Annotated in this window: 16 protein-coding genes and 1 tRNA gene; 6 read left to right on the forward strand and 11 right to left on the reverse strand. The window is 57.8% G+C overall.

Going from position 1 to position 17,879, the window contains the following annotated elements; genetic code table 11:
- Nucleotides 1–5 precede the first annotated feature (5 nt).
- Both ACN0SD_RS16870 and ACN0SD_RS16875 read left to right on the forward strand, forming a co-directional pair.
- Entirely contained in the window at nt 6–419 is a 414-nt protein-coding gene (locus tag ACN0SD_RS16870) for a Na+/H+ antiporter subunit G (protein ID WP_417809390.1), read from the forward strand.
- Nucleotides 420–491: 72 nt separating this feature from the next.
- Nucleotides 492–1,232, forward strand: a complete 741-nt coding sequence (locus tag ACN0SD_RS16875; protein ID WP_417809391.1) for a sterol desaturase family protein — start codon at nt 492–494, stop codon at nt 1,230–1,232.
- A gap of 90 nt (nt 1,233–1,322) precedes the next feature.
- Here ACN0SD_RS16875 and ACN0SD_RS16880 read toward each other — a convergent pair.
- A tRNA-Arg gene (locus ACN0SD_RS16880) sits at nt 1,323–1,399 on the reverse strand.
- 103 nt (nt 1,400–1,502) lie between these two features.
- Nucleotides 1,503–2,921: a sensor histidine kinase gene (locus ACN0SD_RS16885; RefSeq protein WP_417809392.1), complete on the reverse strand. Its 1,419-nt coding sequence runs from the start codon at nt 2,919–2,921 to the stop codon at nt 1,503–1,505.
- A gap of 284 nt (nt 2,922–3,205) precedes the next feature.
- Here ACN0SD_RS16885 and rpmH point away from each other — a divergent pair, with 284 nt between their 5' ends.
- The 3 genes from rpmH (at nt 3,206) to yidD (ending at nt 4,673) form a co-directional block, all read left to right on the forward strand.
- Nucleotides 3,206–3,340 carry a 50S ribosomal protein L34 gene (gene rpmH / locus ACN0SD_RS16890; RefSeq protein WP_074854838.1) on the forward strand — a complete coding sequence of 45 codons (135 nt, stop codon included), beginning with the start codon at nt 3,206–3,208 and terminating at the stop codon, nt 3,338–3,340.
- Between the two features lie 617 nt (nt 3,341–3,957).
- The gene (gene rnpA, locus ACN0SD_RS16895) at nt 3,958–4,392 is read left to right on the forward strand and encodes a ribonuclease P protein component (RefSeq protein WP_417809393.1); all 435 of its coding nucleotides are present in this window, start codon (nt 3,958–3,960) and stop codon (nt 4,390–4,392) included.
- Entirely contained in the window at nt 4,389–4,673 is a 285-nt protein-coding gene (yidD, locus tag ACN0SD_RS16900; RefSeq protein WP_417809394.1) for a membrane protein insertion efficiency factor YidD, read from the forward strand. The genes rnpA and yidD overlap by 4 nt, the downstream gene beginning before the upstream one ends.
- Before the next feature lie 124 nt (nt 4,674–4,797).
- On the opposite strand, the gene ttcA is transcribed toward yidD, so the two are convergent.
- From ttcA to ACN0SD_RS16930, 6 genes are all read right to left on the reverse strand, one after another.
- Complete coding sequence (gene ttcA, locus ACN0SD_RS16905; protein ID WP_417809404.1) at nt 4,798–5,700, reverse strand: tRNA 2-thiocytidine(32) synthetase TtcA; 903 nt, start codon at nt 5,698–5,700, stop codon at nt 4,798–4,800.
- A 119-nt stretch (nt 5,701–5,819) separates the two neighbouring features.
- Complete coding sequence (gene yihA, locus ACN0SD_RS16910; protein WP_417809395.1) at nt 5,820–6,470, reverse strand: ribosome biogenesis GTP-binding protein YihA/YsxC; 651 nt, start codon at nt 6,468–6,470, stop codon at nt 5,820–5,822.
- Nucleotides 6,470–7,240: an MOSC domain-containing protein gene (locus tag ACN0SD_RS16915; RefSeq protein ID WP_417809396.1), complete on the reverse strand. Its 771-nt coding sequence runs from the start codon at nt 7,238–7,240 to the stop codon at nt 6,470–6,472. The genes yihA and ACN0SD_RS16915 overlap by 1 nt, the downstream gene beginning before the upstream one ends.
- The gene (gene yidC, locus ACN0SD_RS16920; RefSeq protein ID WP_417809397.1) at nt 7,237–9,081 is read right to left on the reverse strand and encodes a membrane protein insertase YidC; all 1,845 of its coding nucleotides are present in this window, start codon (nt 9,079–9,081) and stop codon (nt 7,237–7,239) included. Before yidC ends, ACN0SD_RS16915 begins: the two co-directional genes overlap by 4 nt.
- A gap of 189 nt (nt 9,082–9,270) precedes the next feature.
- Nucleotides 9,271–10,833 carry an EAL domain-containing protein gene (locus ACN0SD_RS16925; protein WP_417809398.1) on the reverse strand — a complete coding sequence of 521 codons (1,563 nt, stop codon included), beginning with the start codon at nt 10,831–10,833 and terminating at the stop codon, nt 9,271–9,273.
- A 147-nt stretch (nt 10,834–10,980) separates the two neighbouring features.
- Nucleotides 10,981–12,960 (reverse strand): AsmA family protein, encoded by a 1,980-nt coding sequence (locus tag ACN0SD_RS16930; protein ID WP_417809399.1) that lies wholly within the window; start codon nt 12,958–12,960, stop codon nt 10,981–10,983.
- A 388-nt stretch (nt 12,961–13,348) separates the two neighbouring features.
- Here ACN0SD_RS16930 and ACN0SD_RS16935 point away from each other — a divergent pair, with 388 nt between their 5' ends.
- Nucleotides 13,349–13,501: a hypothetical protein gene (locus ACN0SD_RS16935; RefSeq protein ID WP_417809400.1), complete on the forward strand. Its 153-nt coding sequence runs from the start codon at nt 13,349–13,351 to the stop codon at nt 13,499–13,501.
- A gap of 72 nt (nt 13,502–13,573) precedes the next feature.
- On the opposite strand, the gene ACN0SD_RS16940 is transcribed toward ACN0SD_RS16935, so the two are convergent.
- The 3 genes from ACN0SD_RS16940 to ACN0SD_RS16950 form a co-directional block, all read right to left on the reverse strand.
- Nucleotides 13,574–14,383: a division plane positioning ATPase MipZ gene (locus ACN0SD_RS16940; RefSeq protein WP_417809401.1), complete on the reverse strand. Its 810-nt coding sequence runs from the start codon at nt 14,381–14,383 to the stop codon at nt 13,574–13,576.
- Nucleotides 14,384–14,722: 339 nt separating this feature from the next.
- Nucleotides 14,723–15,544 (reverse strand): MipA/OmpV family protein, encoded by an 822-nt coding sequence (locus ACN0SD_RS16945; RefSeq protein ID WP_417809402.1) that lies wholly within the window; start codon nt 15,542–15,544, stop codon nt 14,723–14,725.
- 1,443 nt (nt 15,545–16,987) lie between these two features.
- The gene (locus tag ACN0SD_RS16950; protein WP_417809403.1) at nt 16,988–17,833 is read right to left on the reverse strand and encodes a hypothetical protein; all 846 of its coding nucleotides are present in this window, start codon (nt 17,831–17,833) and stop codon (nt 16,988–16,990) included.
- Between the last annotated feature and the right edge of the window lie 46 nt (nt 17,834–17,879).

Here is a 17,879-nt window from a genome sequence, read left to right on the forward strand (position 1 = left end):
GCATCATGGAACTGATCTGGGACATCGTGATTTCGGCCTTCCTCGTTATCGGCGGGATATTCGGTTTTGTCGGCTCGCTTGGGCTTGTGAAGCTGCCCGATCCGATGACGCGGCTGCATGCGCCGACCAAGGCGGCGACGCTGGGCGTTGGCTCGATCCTGATCGCCTCGATGATCTGGTTCGCGGTCAAGCAAAATCACCTGAGCCTGCATGAGCTAATGGTGACGGTGTTCATCTTTCTCACCGCACCGGTAACAGCGCATTTCATCTCGAAGGCGAATATCTTTCGCGACTGGCCTGCCGACAAACTGCCCCGACCCGCAGGCGAGGGCGAATGGGCGGTTCATCAGGCCGATGCCGACACCTCCAAGGAAGAGTTGGCTGGCGAACAAGTAACCGAGTCCGCGCAGCAGGACTGACGCCGCGAAAGGCTTTGTGGTTGCGCGCGTCCGTGGCAGGCTGATCCCCGTAGGATCGCCGGGGAGGAGACCATGCGCGCACGTCTGATGCTGTCGCATCTTTCAATCTGGGTGATGATTGTTTTCGTTGTGCTGGCGGCGATCTGGACGGCGCAGGGGCCGGGCTGGCTTTGGGCCGTGGCGCTGCTGGGTATTCCGGCGCAGATGCTCAATGAATACGGACTGCACCGCTATGTGTTTCACATGGCGCCACCGCAGCGCCAATGGGCGTTTAACTGGCTCTATCGTGTGCATTATGGCCATCACGAGTTTCCCACCTGCTGGCCGCTGCTATTTGCGCCGCTCTCGGTGATCGTTCCTGTTCTGCTGGGCAATACGCTGTTGTTGTGGGGCATCTTGGCGCTGGTCGGGTTGGAACATGCGCTTGATATTGCAATCGCCGTCGTGGCGCTTGGCGGGGCTGCAACCTTTTTGGCTTATGAATGGTTTCACACCACAGCCCATGTGAACGTCAAGAAAACCGCGATCGAGCGCCACGTCAGCACCTTGCACAATCAGCACCATTTCCGCGATTTCTCAAAATGGTTTCATGTCACAGCCGGCGGCGAGGTGATTGACCGGATGATGGGCACCGCGATCTCGCGCGATGCGTTGAAATCCCAAAGCCGGATCGAGTTCATCCGCACCTTGGGCTTGCGTCCCGATGATCCGCGCCTGATCGCGGCGCGGGACCGGTTTGCGCCCCGCTTTGGGATCTCGCAATCCGACATCGCGCGGGCAGCTGCGGTGTCAGGGGGGGACTCCGCAGTCTGATCGTCATTTTCTGACCGTAGCGGAAACCAAGAAATGCTGACCCAGCCGAACAGGAATGTCGGTATTTTTTGACGGCTGACAAGAGGGAAATGGTGGACCCGGAGCGATTCGAACGCCCGACCCCTTGATTCGTAGTCAAGTGCTCTATCCAGCTGAGCTACGGGTCCGTGGGGGGCGATTTAGCCCCCGTGGCGCACCATTGCAAGGGCAAAACGCGCGTGTTTTTTGAATTTATCCGAGAAAGCCGCTTTGGGCCTTGCAGGCTTGGGGTTAGGTACTCGTGCGCTTGTCCGTGGCGCAGTCGAGCCCCTCGCTTGAGGGCAGGAACAGGCGAAACTCGGTGCCGGTTTCATCGCTGCGCACCAGATCAAGGCGGCCACCATGCCCGCGGATCAGTTCGGCTGCGATTGCCAGACCAAGTCCCGTGCCGCCGCTACGCGCGCCTCCGGTGAAGGGCTGGAACAGGTGGTCACGCGCCCGCGCAGGTAGGCCGGGGCCGCTGTCTTGCACGCGAATCCACCACCCTTCGGCGGTCTCGCCTGCGCCAATCTCAATCGTGCCCGGCGTGTTGGTCGCCTCGATGGCCTGACGGGCGTTGCGCACCAGATTGTTGAGCACACGATACAGCTGCTCGCGATCTGCTCGGATCACCAGATTGGGCGGCACATCGGTGATGAATTCGACGATGGTTTTCTCGCCCGGCAGGTCTTCGTTTTCCAGCACCTCATTGGCCAGTTCCGCCAGCATGAAGCGCGACAAACTGGGGGGTGGTTCCTCGGCTTTGCCAAAGGCGAGCGTTGATTCGCACAGGTTGATCGCGCGCCCGATTGAGCCCATCAGCTTGGGCGCGGCGCGCTGCACGCCGGGGTCTTCCGAGCTTTCCATGCGATCCGCAAAAAGCTGCGCCGTGGTCAGGATGTTACGCAGATCGTGACTGATTTTGGCCACCGCCCGTCCCAACTGGGCAAGACGCTCTTTTTGGCGCAGGGCTGCCGTGAGCTGTTTTTGCATCGACGCCAAAGCCTCTTCGGCGACGCGTAGTTCTTCGACACTGGCTTCGGGCGTGATAATGCGGCGCGTATCCTCGGGGGCCTCGGCATAAGATGCCATATGCGCCACCAGCCGTTTGATCGGCACCACCATTAAGCGACGCACCAGCAAGAACAGCAGCACCGCCGTAATCACCGAGAACACCGCCGAAATCGACAACAGCCGCAGCCCGTATTCCACCATCGCGATGCGCATCGGTTCAGTGGCAAGCGTCACCTCGATCACGATACCGCCCTGCTGCACCGGCTCACCCAGCACCCGCACGACCTTATTGTCGAAATCAAACAGCGAATGAACCGCATCGCGAATCCGCGTCCATTCCGTGGAATCGCGCAGGTCATAGGTTTCCGTCACCGGCGAGGGAATCGGTGAGGACAGCACCAGTTGGCGCACCGCGTTGCGGCGCAAGACCACGTTGAACACGCCCGCATTCGCAAGCAGCTCTTTTTCCAGATCGGGATTGATCGTGGTGTCGGTGGTCAGCAGCGCAAGCGAGGCGATCTGCGCACGCTCAAGCCGTGTGAGCAAATAATCCTCACGGAAATTGGCAAGACCAGGCAACAGGATCAGCGCTTCGGCCAAGACGACGAAAACCGTCGTCAGGATCAGAAACCGTCCCGAAAGAGTGTTCACTGCCATCCGCCTATCATTTGCCACAGCGCGTCGCCGAACTGCCCGTTTCTGCCTCTTTACGCCCGACCTGCCCCTCGGCGCAACTGCAAGCGATTTTGGGTTAAGATAGGTGGTGGCCCGAAGGGGCAAAACCCCGTGATCGGTCACGTTTTTCCGTCACTACCATAAAAAGGCGCAAAAATCCGCACCGTCCGAATTGACTTGAGCGGATTCGGTCGCTAGAGACCGGGCTTCGAATGATAGCAGGCTTCGAATCTTGACGTTCAGGGGCCGCAACCGGAGTGACTACGATGAAACGCACGTTCCAGCCGTCGAATCTCGTTCGCGCCCGCCGTCATGGGTTTCGTTCCCGTATGGCGACCAAGGCCGGACGTAAGGTTCTCAACGCCCGTCGCGCCAAGGGCCGCAAGAGTCTCTCGGCTTAAGGCCTGACGACTCTACATCTGATTTGATGACGCCGCCGGAGGCACTCGTGATTCACCCTCTGGGTTGGTTTGCGGGTTGCACCCCGGCGGTTTCCGTTTGTATTCTGCGTCATGTTTTCAGTATTTAAGAGCGATATTTTTCACCCAACTGGCTTTGTAAGAACATAAGCAACGCACGCCGCGGCCCGATCACTACCATGAGATGGATTGCCGCTCTTGTTCTTTTTGGCATTCAAATTTTGACACTAGATCGGTCTCTTTCCCTGATTGAAGCCAAGTGGGTCGTCTTATTTTCACCTTTAGTAGCGATTCTTTATATTGTTTTATTGGGTGGGGTGAGGGATGTAATCAGGGAGCCAATATTCATTCTATTGATGTCTTTATTTGGTTATGTCTCGGCCACTCAACAGGACCTAAGGGGTGGTTTTGACACTGGATTTTCGGGCACATTGTTGATTTACATTTATCTAGCGGACAGAAGACGGAAACGTGAAGATGGTGACCGCAACAGATACTAAGCATCTTGCATTTGGACTTGAGTAACCATGGTATCAATGAAACGAAACCACAGAACTTAGCTATGGCTTGACGAAACCTACTCCGTGAGGGCCCTGCCCATGGCCGCGATCCGATCAGATGACCCAGCCCGCCCTGTCGCAACCCTGCGGCAGCGCCCCGATTACCTGCGCGCGGCCAGCGCCCGGCGCAAAGGCATGCCGGGGTTTCTGCTCCAAGCGCGCGCACGCGGCACGGCAGAGCCCGCGCCTGCCGAACTGATCCGCGTCGGTTTCACCTGTTCCAAAAAACTCGGCGATGCCGTGGCGCGCAACCGCGCCAAGCGGCGGCTGCGCGACATTGCCCGCGCGGTGCTGCCTGCGGCGGGTCGTCCGGGGTGGGACTATGTCCTTGTCGGTCGCCCCGAAGCCACGGTCACGCGCGATTTCGCGGATTTGAGCGCAGATCTTGAGGCCGCGCTGGCGGTGATCCATGATCTAGAGATCCTGCCCTACCGCCCACGCGGCAAAGACAAAAAAGCCAAGACGAAGACATGACCCCGCTCGCCCATATCCTTGCGCTGCCGGTGCGCGCCTATCGCCTTCTGCTGAGCCCTTGGGTCGGTCACGGGTGTCGCTATCAACCAACCTGCTCGGCCTATACGCTTGAGGCGCTTGAACGCCACGGCGCGATCAAGGGCAGCTATCTGGGGGCAAAGCGGATCTTGAGTTGCCATCCGTGGGGCGGGCATGGCTACGATCCGGTACCCGGTGCCGATCCCGAATTTGACGCGCAGCATCGTTGCCACCATTCCCACAAGGACCATCCCGATGCTTGAGGGCGCAGGCAGGCCGGTGCATCCGCTGTCGATCAGTGCGGTCACAAGCGTCGCGTTCTAAATGCTGCGCAGACGTCTTAAGTACGGCGTGAATTGGCAATTCTTGTTTTTTGCTTAGCGCGCTTCAGCTATCTGCGAACTCGTCATCAATCCGAAGCTTAGGCAGCTCTGGCGCAGCTTTGCTTTCCGCCTGAACCCCGCCGTTTAACGCAAGCCCAGCAAAATCCCAGAGCTTAGGATCAAGCAAGTGCGAGGGGCGCGCGTTCATCAGCGCACGGAACATTACCTGTCGGCGTCCGGGGCTGTTCTTCTCCCAGCCGTCGAGGATCTGCTTGACCTGCTGGCGCTGTAACCCGTCTTGGCTTCCGCACAGGTCGCAGGGAATAATGGGATAGTTCATCGCCCGCGCAAACCGCTCGCAATCTTGTTCGGCGACATGGGCAAGCGGACGGAGCACGAATAAATCGCCCTCTTCATTCACGAGCTTGGGCGGCATCGTCGCAAGCCGCCCCCCGTGAAAGAGGTTCATGAAGAAGGTTTCCAGAATATCGTCGCGGTGGTGACCAAGCACCACGGCAGTGCAGCCTTCTTCACGCGCGACACGGTAAAGATTTCCGCGACGCAGGCGCGAGCATAACGCACAAAATGTCCGTCCCTGAGGTATTTTATCCATGACGACGGAATAGGTATCTTGATACTCAATCCGGTGAGGAACCTGCATACGTTCGAGAAACTCGGGCAAGACAGTCGCCGGAAAGCCCGGCTGCCCCTGATCGAGGTTGCAGGCCAACAGATCGACGGGAAGAAGGCCACGCCATTTCAGCTCATAGAGAACCGCCAGCAAGGTGTAGCTGTCCTTGCCGCCAGAGAGGCAGACAAGCCAGCGCGCATCGCGTCCTTGGACCATACCGTACTGATCGACCGCTTCACGGACCAGCCGAACGATCCGCTTGCGCAGCTTGCGGAATTCCGTCGACTGCGGTGCGCCGTGAAAGAGGGGATGGATATCGTCAGAGTTCTGGTACATGGCCCATGGCATAGGGCAAAGCCTTAGCAGCGAAAAGAGGTGAACCTCTCTCTCTGGTGCGTTTCATGTTGATCAATCCGTTCTCAGAAAGGCCAACGGCCTGGTGATTTTCACGTTCCCTATTCCAACCCGGCGATGATTGCGCGCAAGGTTTCAATGCCGTCGCCCTTTTCAGATGATGTCAGCACAATTTCGGGATAGGCGGCGGGATGGCTGGCCAAGGTTTTGCGCACCTGCGCGATGTTTTTTTCACGATCACTCGCGCCGACCTTATCCGCCTTGGTCATCACAACCTGAAACGGCACCGCCGCGCGATCCAGCAGACTGAGGATTTCCTCGTCGACCGCTTTCACGCCGTGACGCGTGTCGATGAGCACAAACGCACGGCGCAAAGTGGCGCGGCCCGACAGGTAGCTTTTCAGCAGCGCTTGCCATTTGGCGACCACAGCCACGGGCGCTTGAGCAAAACCATAGCCCGGAAGATCGACCAGATAGGGGCCGTCTTGCGTCGTGAAATAGTTGATTTCCTGCGTGCGGCCGGGGGTGTTGGAGGCGCGCGCCAGGTTCTTTCTGTTCGTGAGCGCGTTGATCAGGCTAGATTTCCCGACATTCGAACGCCCCGCAAAGCAGACTTCGATGCGATCCGCAGGCGGCAACCCTGACATTGCGACCACGCCTTTGAGAAACTCGACGGGAAAGGCAAACATCTTGCGACCCGCCTCACGCGTGAAATCATCGGGCTCTTCGGCCAGAGGAAATTGCAGTTCCATCAGATCACCTTTACTCGCTCACCCCGGGCAATCTCGCCGCCCTCAATCACGGCGCAGAACACGCCAAGATCCGTATGATTATAATGCTGGCTCAAAGCGGGCAGCATGTCGATATCGCGCAAGCCGGTCTCGGGATTGGCATCGGTTGCACGACAGCGGCCAACGCGTTTACGCACCTCCAGCAGCGCATCACCAATGCGAATTTGACGCCCGATCAGATCGAATTCCGCGAAGGGCTCCCAGCCTTCAACCCAAAGATTGGCGCGAAATCGTGCACGTGAGAGCGGTTGCCCCAGCTTTGCGCTAAGATTGTTCAGCGAGGCCTGCCCGATCAGGGATAGCACAGGCGTGCTTTGATCGCTGAGCGGCTGATCTTTGGGGGCACGCAAAAGCGAGGCTGGTTGGGGCGCATCGGCGGGCCAAATCGGGCGCAGCCATTCGAAAAGCTTGGTGTGATCTGCGGCGCGGGTCGGATCAATTTCGATATGCCAAAGATCGGGATGTTGCAGCAAAATACGCCCATCCTCCAGACAGCGCGCGGTGACCGCCATAAGCGAGGCACTAGCGCGGCCGGTCAGGAAATTTGCCTTTTTTCCCCAGCTTTCCGCGCGACCCTCAGCATCACCCGACACCTTGGACTGCGTATGCGCAATTGCCCACACCCGATCCAAAGGCATAGCGCGCCCCTGCGAGAGGGACGCGCTTGCGATTTCATCCAGGCCGACCGACTTGATCGGATGGCGATAGATATGGCTGAGATGGCCGGTCATTTTTCCTCGGTCGTGGCCTTCTTGCGTTTAAAGCCCGACTTGATGTTGCCAAAGAGATCAGGTCGTTTTCCGTGCATCGACATGATCGTATATTGTTGCATGAAGGTGATCGTGTTGTTCGTGATCCAGTAGAGCACAAGCCCGCTGGCAAAGCTGCCCAGCATGAACATGAACACCCAAGGCATCCACGCAAAGATCATCGCCTGTGTGGCATCGGTCGGCGCGGGGTTCAGCTTTTGCTGGAACCACATCGACACGCCCAACAGGATCGGCAGGATACCCAGCGAGATGATGTGCAACGGCGAGGTGATGCCGGGGGCCATGAAGGGCAGCAAGCCGAACAGGTTCAGGATCGAGCTGGGATCAGGCGCGGACAGGTCATGAATCCAACCGAGCCATGGCGCGTGATACAACTCGATCGTGTTGTAGATCACCTTGTAAAGCGAGAAGAAGATCGGGATCTGGATCAGCAGCGGTAGACAACCGGCAGCCGGGTTCACCTTGTGCTTCTTATACAGCTCCATCATGCCTTGCTGCATCTTCTGGCGGTCGCCACCGGCAGCTTCTTTCATCTTCTCCATCTCGGGCTGCAGTTCTTTCATGCGCGCCATCGAGACGTAGGATTTGCGTGCAAGCGGGAAGACCAGCAGCTTGATGATGAAGGTCAATGCGATGATCGCCCAGCCCATGTTGCCAATTGCGCCATGCAGGAAATGCAGCAAACGGAACATCGGTTTGGTCAGGAAGTAGAACCAGCCCCAGTCAATCGAATCGACGAAGTTTTGGATCGGAACGTTGTCTTGATAATCACGCAGCGTCTGCCATTCCTTAGCGCCGGCAAACAGATGGGTTTGCGCGCTGCCGCTGGCGCCCGGAGCGACCTCGATCACCGGCAGGCGGGTCTCAGCCTGATAGATGTCGGACTTCTCGCCGGAATATTTGACGACTGAGGTGAACGGTCCGGAAATTGGCGCCAGAATGGTCTGCCAATACTTATCGGTGAAACCAGTCCAGCCAGCCGTGTCTGCGTGCAGAACCTCGGCCTGCCCCTCGGCGCCCTGTTGATCGAGCTTGGTGATCTTCTTGTATTTGATCTCTTCGAGCTTGCCATCGGTCATCCGCACAGCGCCCTCGTGGAGCACATAGACCCTACGCTCGTCGGGGATTCCGTGTCGCGCAACGATCCCATAAGGGGCAAGCTTGACCGGCGCGCTGGTGGCGTTTTGGACGGATTGCTTGATAGTGAAGAGATATTTGTCATCGACCGAAATTTCGCGCTGGAAGGTTAGGCCATGACCGTTATTCCATTGCAGTGTGATCGGGGTCGAGGGCGTCAACTCGCCGGTGCCGACCTGGCTCCAGACGGTGTTGGGGCCGGGCACTTGATCTGCAGGCATCCCGCCTGCTGGCAGCCAGCCGTAAACGACGTAATAGGGCTTCTTCGCATCCGCGACATCACCGCCCACCGGGGACAGGAGGCGGACATCGGGCGAATCCTTATCCAGCGTTTCTTTGTATTTCTTGAGCGACAAATTGTCCAAGCGGCCGCCAAGCAGCGAAATCGAGCCGACCACTTCGGGCGTGTCGATTTTGATGCGCGGCGTGTCCTTCACCGCCGCCTGCGTGGCTTTGGGCGTCGTGACTGTATCGACCGTCTGGCTGTCGAGCGCCGAGGCCGTAGGCGCGAGGTCGGGCGCCGTGGGGGCAGCTACCTGATCAGAGACCGTCTGGTCCTGAGGGGGCACGGGGGCTTGCTCCGGCGGAAAAAAGAAAGTCCAGACCGCGATCACAAGCGCCGAAAGCACCAACGTGAGTAGTAGGTTCTTATTCTGATTGTCCATGTAGACGAAATCCACCAACCTGCCCAAAGATTGGGGAGGTTCAACAGAAGGGGCAGGCAAAGGTCAAGCCATTTCCCGGTCAAATCTTGAAACGAGGCAGGTTTCGCGGGGATCACGGGGTATTTTCAGCGAAGAAACCCGGCCACGCCAGCAAAGCGACGTGGCCAATCTGGCGGAGCGCGCGCAGGATCACATGCCGCGACGCTTGTCGATCCGCGGTGTCGCGGCCAATTTGGCGCGGTGGCGACGCGCCCATTCGCCCAACTCGTCCAGCGGCATTGGTGCGACGATTGCGTTGCCCTGAACGATAGCGCAGCCCAGCTGCCCCAGCATCGCGTGTTCGGCAATCGTGGCGGCGCCGTCTGCCAGTGTCTGTAGCCCCAGCCCCTCGCAGAGAGAGATCATTGCGGCAACGACGCGCTGTTGTTCGGGGTCTTGGTCAATTTTGGTCACGAAGGAACGGTGGATACGCATACGATGCGCGGCTGTGCGTTTGATCGTGGCGACCGATACCGGGCCATTGCCAAAGCCTGCCAATTCGATGCGACATCCGAGCTTGGCAATCCGTGACATATTATGCGCAACGATCTCTTGATCTAGTTGCTCGGTTGCTTCTTGGCGTAGCGTCAGACAGATTCGCTCTGGGCTGATTTCGAAACGGTCGAACTCCCATTGCAGGCGTTCAAGAAGCCTCGGGTCGCGCAGCATTTCGCTCGAAATCTGCAATGAAACGATGCCGTAATTGGCGCCGCGGGTATCAAAGTCGCGCAAAGCACCGAAGGTTTGAAACAACACCACCTCAGCAAAGCGGCGCTGCAGACCAGCTACGCTGATCGCAGAAGTGATATCGCGTTCGCCGAGAATTCCACGTTTGTGATGGAGCCAGCGCGGGACTACCTGTAGGCCCACGATGTCGCCGGTATCGGTGGAAATCTGCGGCTGATAGAATGGGCGGATCTGGCCCGATTCCAACGCCTCGGCGGCTTCTTCGCTTAGGTCTGACCGTGCTTGCGCGGTTTTCTGCACTTCGCGTGAGTATCCGCGCATCGCGCTTGGACCATTGCGTTCTGCTTCGTCGGCAGCAATTTCGGCGGCGGACAGCAACGCCTCGCCCGTTGGGGCAGGCGCGCGGCCCATCAAGCAAAACCCGATATGGCACGTCGCGTGGATCGCGCGTGCGCCAACCGAAACCGGGGCTTCGACCGCCGCTTGAAGCCGTGCCGAGAGTTGAATCATGCTTTCAAGATCGGGGCGCGGCGTGGGGCGCAGCAAGATTGCAAAGCGCGTGCCATTTATCATCGCCACTCTGTCAGGTTCGCGCAGCGCACCCGAAATGCGTTCCGATACGCGGCGCAAAAACTGCTCGAACTCGTGGTGATGCATCTGGCGCACCAGCATCTCGGGCTCATCAAAACCTATGACAACACAGGCGGTTCCGCGCGCGGCGGCCTCTGCCTCGGTCACGAAATCGGACATGATTTCCACCGCCTTATCGCGCAGCGGCAGGCCGGTTGCGGCATCGCGTGGCAGATCGCTATCCTCGGGCGGGATTGGCAGCGGTCGGGTCATCCAACCAACCAGCAGCGCTGTTATCCCCAACAGAAACATGCCCTCAAGATTAAACCACAGCCCCGCCAGCGCGACGGCGGGCAGAAACACCACCATGTCGCGGCGCAGTAAAATCGGCCCAGCCTTGCGTTTGTTCCACGCACGCAACTGCGATAGCCGCGCGAGCCCCGTTGTCTTACTCACTGCCATTTTCCCACCTCGATAATCCCAACACCCAACAGGCTTTCGAGGAACAGGTTAGGATGAATTGGTCATCGAGCGGTTAATCTGTGCCGCGCAAATCGGAAACGTTTTAGCTAAAACCCGATGTATCGGCGCGGTGCACCCCGGTTACTTAAACAACTTCAAAAGGCCCTTCTTGGCTTCGTCTTCCAGCTTTTGGCGCACTGCGTCCTCTGGCTTTTGACCGTCCTCAAGCGTGATCCCCAGCTTTTTAGAGACCTCGGTTTTGGCCTTGTCTTCAAGTTTATCCTTGGCCGCATCAATCTTGTCGCTTGAAATCGAATCCACATCGACGCGGAATTTCGGCTTGGCCCACGGTCCGGTGATATCCAGCGGCACCTTCACACCGCCGCTGCCGTCATCCTTGCTCAGCGCCGTCGCCGTCACCGTGTAATCCAGCGTCTGCGCACCGATATTCACGCGCCCCTTACCCGCAGCACTGAGCAGCGGCGCGGTGAGCGCGAGGTCGTCATTACTTAGCACCCCTTTGTCGATGGTGAAGCTGGCGCTTATCTTGTCGAAAATCGTCTTCGCGCCTTCGCCGACATAGTTCAGGTTCAGCGTGCGCAGCATCCCCACCAGGTCCAGCCCCTGCAATGCGCCCTTCCCAAGGCTGACATTACCCGAGCCCGACAGCGATTGCGCCAGCGCCGCCGGACTGTTGCCCGAAGCCAGCAGTTTCACGGTAAGATCGGCCTTTGCATCGAGCCGTTTGTAATCGGCCAGATCGGTTAGAAGCGGCTCCATCGACACGCCTTTGGCCACCAGATTGGCCGCCGCCGACAGTCCGCCGCGCGCATTGGCCACCAATTGCCCGCTGATCTTGCCGTCATAGGCCGACACTTGGCGCAGATCGGCCACCGCGCGCCCGTTTTCCAGCGTAATCAGCGCGTTGGTCTGGCCCAGTTTGCTGACGCCAAGGTTGATGGAAGAGGCGCTTAGCGCGATCTTGGCATCCACCGCATGCAGCGCACTTGCGTCTATAGAATCGGTTGACCACCCGCTTGCCGACTTGGTGCCAGAGGTCTTGGCCCCGTCGCCACCGCTGCCCGAACCCGTCAGCGGCGACAAATCCAGCGCGCCCGCCTCGATCTGCGCGTTGATCGTCGGCTTGCCCTTAACGAACGTCACGTCCGCCGCTCCGCTTAGCGCATTGCCATCCAGCGTAATTTTCCCACCACGCAGATGCAGGGAACCTGCGGGGGCCAGCGTGATGTCGCCCGTGGCGGTGATCGTGTCATGCCCCAACCCGTTGGGCAGATCTGGCGCGGCCTGTCCGACCACCGTAGCCAATGCGGCAGGATTCTTCAGGTCGGCAGCGATAGCACCCTGAGCGCTCATCGGAGAGGTGCCCAGATTGCCCTTGAACGAAGCAGTCGACGGCCCCACCCCCAACGCCAGATCGGCTGGCACGATCTTACCGGCAACGAAGTTTGCAAATTCACCCAGCGTGCCGCTTAACGTGATTGCGTTGCCATTAGTCTCGGCCTTGAAGGACAGATTGGCGGGACCGGTGTAGGAGGGGATTTCAAGCGTTGCGTCAAGCTTGGACAGGGTGAGGCGCTGGCCGCTCTCTTGATCAACCCACGTCACCGTTCCATCGCTGACGGTCCCCTTGTCGAGACTGAAGCCCTGCATCGTGCCACTCTTGCTGGCCGCGCTGGTGTCGCTTGACGTCGCCTGAGCGTTAGCCGGGTCGGTCGGCGGCGTGAAAGCCCAATTGCCCGTGCCATCCTTGCGCCGCTCTAGCAAAATATCGGGCGAGAGCAGGTTCACCTTGGATACGCGAATGTCTCCGCCAAACAGCGAGCTTGGGTCGATCCCGATCTCAAGCCCCTTGGCACTTAGCATTGGGCCGTCCTTAGCCCAATCCGCATTCGCAATCGTCACCGGCCCGGTGCGCACCCCAAGCTGGGGCCAGATCGTCGCGTGAACCTCGCCCGTAAGGGTGATCTTGCGCCCCGTCGCAGCTTCAAACTGACCCTCGGCAAGTTTCGCGATCTTGTTGGAGGGGATTAGCATAAGCGCCCCCAAAGCTGTCAGCACAAGCACGACGACAAGACCAATGATGCGAACGATCCAGCGCATGAGACCCCCTAGATATTGCTATTTGCCCATAGCCTAACGCAAAACTCGCCCCGACTGAACCGGCATCTCCCGAGCGGAGCGCCAAATCGAATCACATAGCGATCAGGAGCGCTACGGTTTCAGAACGCTTTGCTTGCGGAGAGGCAAATCAAATCTGACCGCGACTCGCGACCACTCGCACGTGCAATCTCAGTTGGTTCGTTGACGACGCGCCGACAAATTTCGTCTTTCGACGCGATTGTGGTGCAAATCTAAACAGGCACGCAAACGCCGCGTGAATGCCCCGCTGATTGCGCATCTGCGCCACTGATTGGCCCCAATTGCCCGCGAAAAAGAGATCAGACCAGAACACAGATCAGCCCCTGACCCAGACCGAGAGGAAGCCCAAATGGCCCGCACCTTAGCTTCGATCTTCACGTTGTTTCGCGCACGCCCCGATAGCATTCTTGAGGCCCGTTTCGACGCGCTGCGCACGATGCCAGAACTGCGCCGCAACCGCCGTCTGGCCTCTCCTTTCGACGTGATGCCGCCTACCGTCTAAAAGCCTGTCATAGCCGACACGAAAAACGCCCGGTCGCGATGCCGGGCGTTTTTCGTATTTAGGCTGACGCGATCAGAAATTTATCGTCACGCCCGGCAGATCCAATTCCTTGAGAAGATCGCGCAATTCCTGCCGCGCCGCGACATTCGAGATATTGAGATTGTCGATCCCCATATCCTTGAGATCCAACAGGGTTAGACCGCGCGGAAAGAGTTCGCGAAAAATCACCCGCTCGGCAAAGCCGGGGGCGACGCGAAAGCCGATCCGCTTGGACAGTTGTTCCAGCGCCGCGCCGACCTTACGCTTGTTGTGCATCTGTTGCGCGCCCACGCGGTTGCGCAAAACGATCCAGTCGATCGGTTTGAGCCCTGCCTTGGCGCGCAACTGCCGCGCTGACCAAACCATTTCGGAATAGATCGACGGGCCGATTACTTTGGACGTCACCGGATCGATCCGCGCGAGCAAATCAAAGTCGATGAAGCTGTCATTAAGCGGCGTGACCAGCGTATCCGCCAGCGAATGCGCGACCTGACTAAGGCGAGTATGCGAGCCGGGGCAGTCGATCAGGATGAAATCGCAGCTTTGCTCCATATCGGCCACAGCCGTTGACAGCCTATGGTCATAAGGGTTCTCGCCCGGCGCAAGCGTGTCCGCATCAACCTCAGGCAGCTCGCGATAGTCAGGGGTTGGCAGGTCCAGCCCTTCGCGGGCGCAAAACGCCAAACGGTTCTCGATGTAACGCCCGAAACTGCGTTGCCGCAGATCAAGGTCAAGCGCCCCCACGCGCCAGCCCATCCGGGCCAACGCGGTGGCCACATGCATTGAGGTGGTCGACTTCCCCGAGCCACCCTTTTCATTGCCCATCACGATGATATGCGCCACGTCTGCGAACCCCGCCCTGTCTTGTGTCCCGTTTCTTGGCGCACACTATAGATGGTCACGCAAGGCGGTGGAAGAGAGCGCGCCCCGCAATCCGGTACGAGAGTGCGGAAACACAGTGTTTTGGCAACAGGGGGCTGCCGACATTGCGGTTTGCAGGACGATAAATGGTGAAACCGAATTGGTTCTGTTTTGCGACTTCGCCAAAACGTATCCGGTTTCGGCTTCAAGCTGCTTGGGGCCTTCGTATCGCACAAAAACATGCGCCAAAATGGTGGCGTCGGCTAAATACCATGAGGGCGACCGACCGGACCGCCCCCTCAAGCTTAAACCGTCCCGAAATCAGAAGTTGAACGAGAACAGACGCGACGCGCCGATGATAACACGGACTTGGTCAGCCGATCCTTGCGCCACGATCGGCGAGTCCTTGGCGTCGCTTTGGAAGCGATCATACCGCACCGCACCATTGATGCTCCATGTATCGTTGAGCGCATAGGTCGCACCGACTTCGATCCCGGCACTGACCACGCCCGAGCCGGGATTATAGGCCGCAAGCGCGCCGGCACTGGCCACCGATTCCGCCGCCGTCACGCCAAAATACGTGTCGTTATACTTGTTCGAACCGACCACAACGCGCGGGCCTGCCTTAAGCGTCAGACGATCCGACGGATGCAGCACCAGATCCGCACCAAGCTCGCCGACCCAGGCTTCGTGTCCGATAGCGCCGTAGCGAAGGTTGCCGAATGCCTCGAAATTCTGGCTGGCGTAGCCAAGACCAAAGCCAACTTCGACCGACAATGGCACATCTTTCATACCCGTCAACTCGGGATGATCTTTGGCCGAGCGCTTGCCGATCACACGAAACGATGCGCGGGGCGCAAAACCATAGCGAGGCTCACCGGTTTCCGACCCAACGGATTTGCCTCCCGGTGCACGCAAAAATTGCAGGCTGAAGGATCCGGTGGGACCAGCCTCGCTGCTGTCAGAGCCAAAGTAGGACGGGCCATACGACACGCCCGCGCCAAGGCGAAAGATCAAATCGGGCGTCTTTGTCATAACCGGTGCAGGGGCAACAGCCGCAGGGGTGGTGGCCAAATCAAACCCGCCCGCATGAGCAACAACGGGTAGCATCAGTACAGCAGCAATCGTTAAAGACTTCATCATGGTGTTTGGTCTTTCCTGGCGTCTCGTCATGTGGAGAGAATCGGGTGGACCGTTCATAACGTTGTGATGTGCTGTCGTCTCGGCGCTGTTATCCTGCTGGACATAAATTCCGAACGAAGTGTCGCTTTTGCCGCAATCGCTGGACCTGACTGCCGCCCTTGGCCCAATCTGCATCGACACGATTTGCCGCTGGTGTGTTGCTTGCCCGACGCGCGTAACAGCTCGCATCTCACACGCATCCCGTCCTCAATCGGCCCGGATTCCCGCTGGTCCGCACAGCGCCGCGACAACGCACGCATGCGGTCCGCGCCAATATCAATGCAGCGCCCATCAAAGGCGATCAGCCATGAGAAAGCGTGCCGCAATCTACGTACGCTATCGTTCTGGCCTTCGTCACAGTGGCCGCGCTCGCAGAGCTGATACGACGCATAAGCCTCATAGAAACCCAGAGGAGATCGATAAAACCGCCGCCAAGTTCGTTACTGATTTCGGTGGGCTCCTTTCTCCACGGGCACACGAAAGCGCACCACGGATAAATTCGCACTCAAGTAACCTTCAGCGGTGAGGCAGGGGCTCTGCATCGGATTTTGCCACCGTAGCATCAATTGTGTTGGCAAAGCCGCCATTGGTGATCTCATGCTTAAATTCCACGACCGACTATTGTTCATCCACGTCGGGACAAAACGAATTGCGAGGATGTGATCCTCAGCCGCGATTAGTGATTGGCCAGACGTTGTGACTTGGAATTTTGATCCCTAAGGCCCATTTCGTTCGATTTGGATTTGGCAACGCGCCGCGCTTCGTCCTTGTTTTATGCCATCGCATCATGCGCGACGGCGAGGCGCGTAAGAGCGCACTCGTCGGTCTGGTCGATATGCTGATAATTGATAACCCGATAATCCGACGCCAGCATTGCTTTCGACTTATTCTATGCCGCGATGATCTTCACGATATCCTCGACGGTCTTGTTTCCCCACGCGGGCGCTCAAGCTCATCCATCGGCGCGGGCCATAGTGCAATTTCGAGGCCATCGAACTCGCCCCCCCCTCCAATGGGTCGACTGGTTCATTAAGTGCTGCCGACGGAAGTCCATGGGGAATACTTCGCCAGCAGAAGCCGATGCAAATATCAACGCCGCTCTGGAAAGATCAGACATCGCCGCGTAGCTAAGACAAATCAGCCTCGGAGACCCCGGTGCACCTCATACCTCAGCATAGGTAGGCTTTCAAGCTTGCGCCAAGCTGGGCGAACTGTTGCGGTGAAAGCAGGCAAAGGCGGTCTTTTGCATGCGCGGAAGTCTCCTTCGGAATATCTCCAAAATAATATTGGTCAATTTTACCAAAACGACAGCCGGACCAACACGCTATGCGGACATCGCTGCGGCTCGCTTGTTGCAATCAATGCTGTCACGAGTATCGGCACCAAACCGCGACAAGTCAAAACTCAGTTTGTCCGGAGCTTGGATTCTATACGCCGATCAAATTCGCGTCTGTTGTTTAAACCGATCTGAAACTCTTGCACGTCACGCGCGCGCGCATCGGCCAATATTTCCGGGCCGCAGATGGAATAGCCGAGGCCATTCATAACATCACACTCAGTCTCGAGAACATTATTGATGGCAATCACTTCATTCGGCGTCAAAAACCCTATTGCTCTGCAATATCCGGATCTAATTCCTGAAATATCGGACCCTCTCTTTCCCGGAAGAGCCGTGTCTTTAAATGGAACCCCAATGGACTCATTTATGGTGCGTGGGTTCTCTACGAATTTTTCGTAAGAAATAAATGGAAAAATGGGATATTCCTGCCGTATTCGAATTATCGCCCGCGCCTTGCGCAACCAATGTTGTGCAACCATTTTGGGGTCATTCAAATAGCGTCGAAAAGCTGAAGATATATGTTGATACGGATTGCAGATGCTTATCAAGCCGGAGCTATCCCTCCCGAAGACGGTTTTGATAGCATCTGCTCTCATCAAATTAGGCGGCGACGCTTCTATAAACATATCTCCCGCCGCCAGCTTCTCCCACTGCTCCCTTATAAATACCCAATCGAACTTTTGATTTCTATCCCAAGGTCGAGTGCGCATCATTTCCGTTACAGCGGGTGCCATTTGTCCTTCATTATTTCCGAAAGGTGGCAGATAGCCGCCAACTTGGCTGGCGAAATATTGTGATAATACCGTTGTGCCAGAGTTGTTAGGACAGAAAATAAAGAAAAACCTCAACTGGCTTAGCGAGGTTTCTTCCCCGAAAAAGTTCCTAGGGTCAGGATGCATTGATTTCGACACTCAGTTCTGATTCACGGCTCTGCAAAAGGGAGCGGTGATATGAGTG

This window comes from Thioclava sp. (assembly GCF_048263065.1).
Taxonomy (GTDB): Bacteria; Pseudomonadota; Alphaproteobacteria; order Rhodobacterales; family Rhodobacteraceae; genus Thioclava.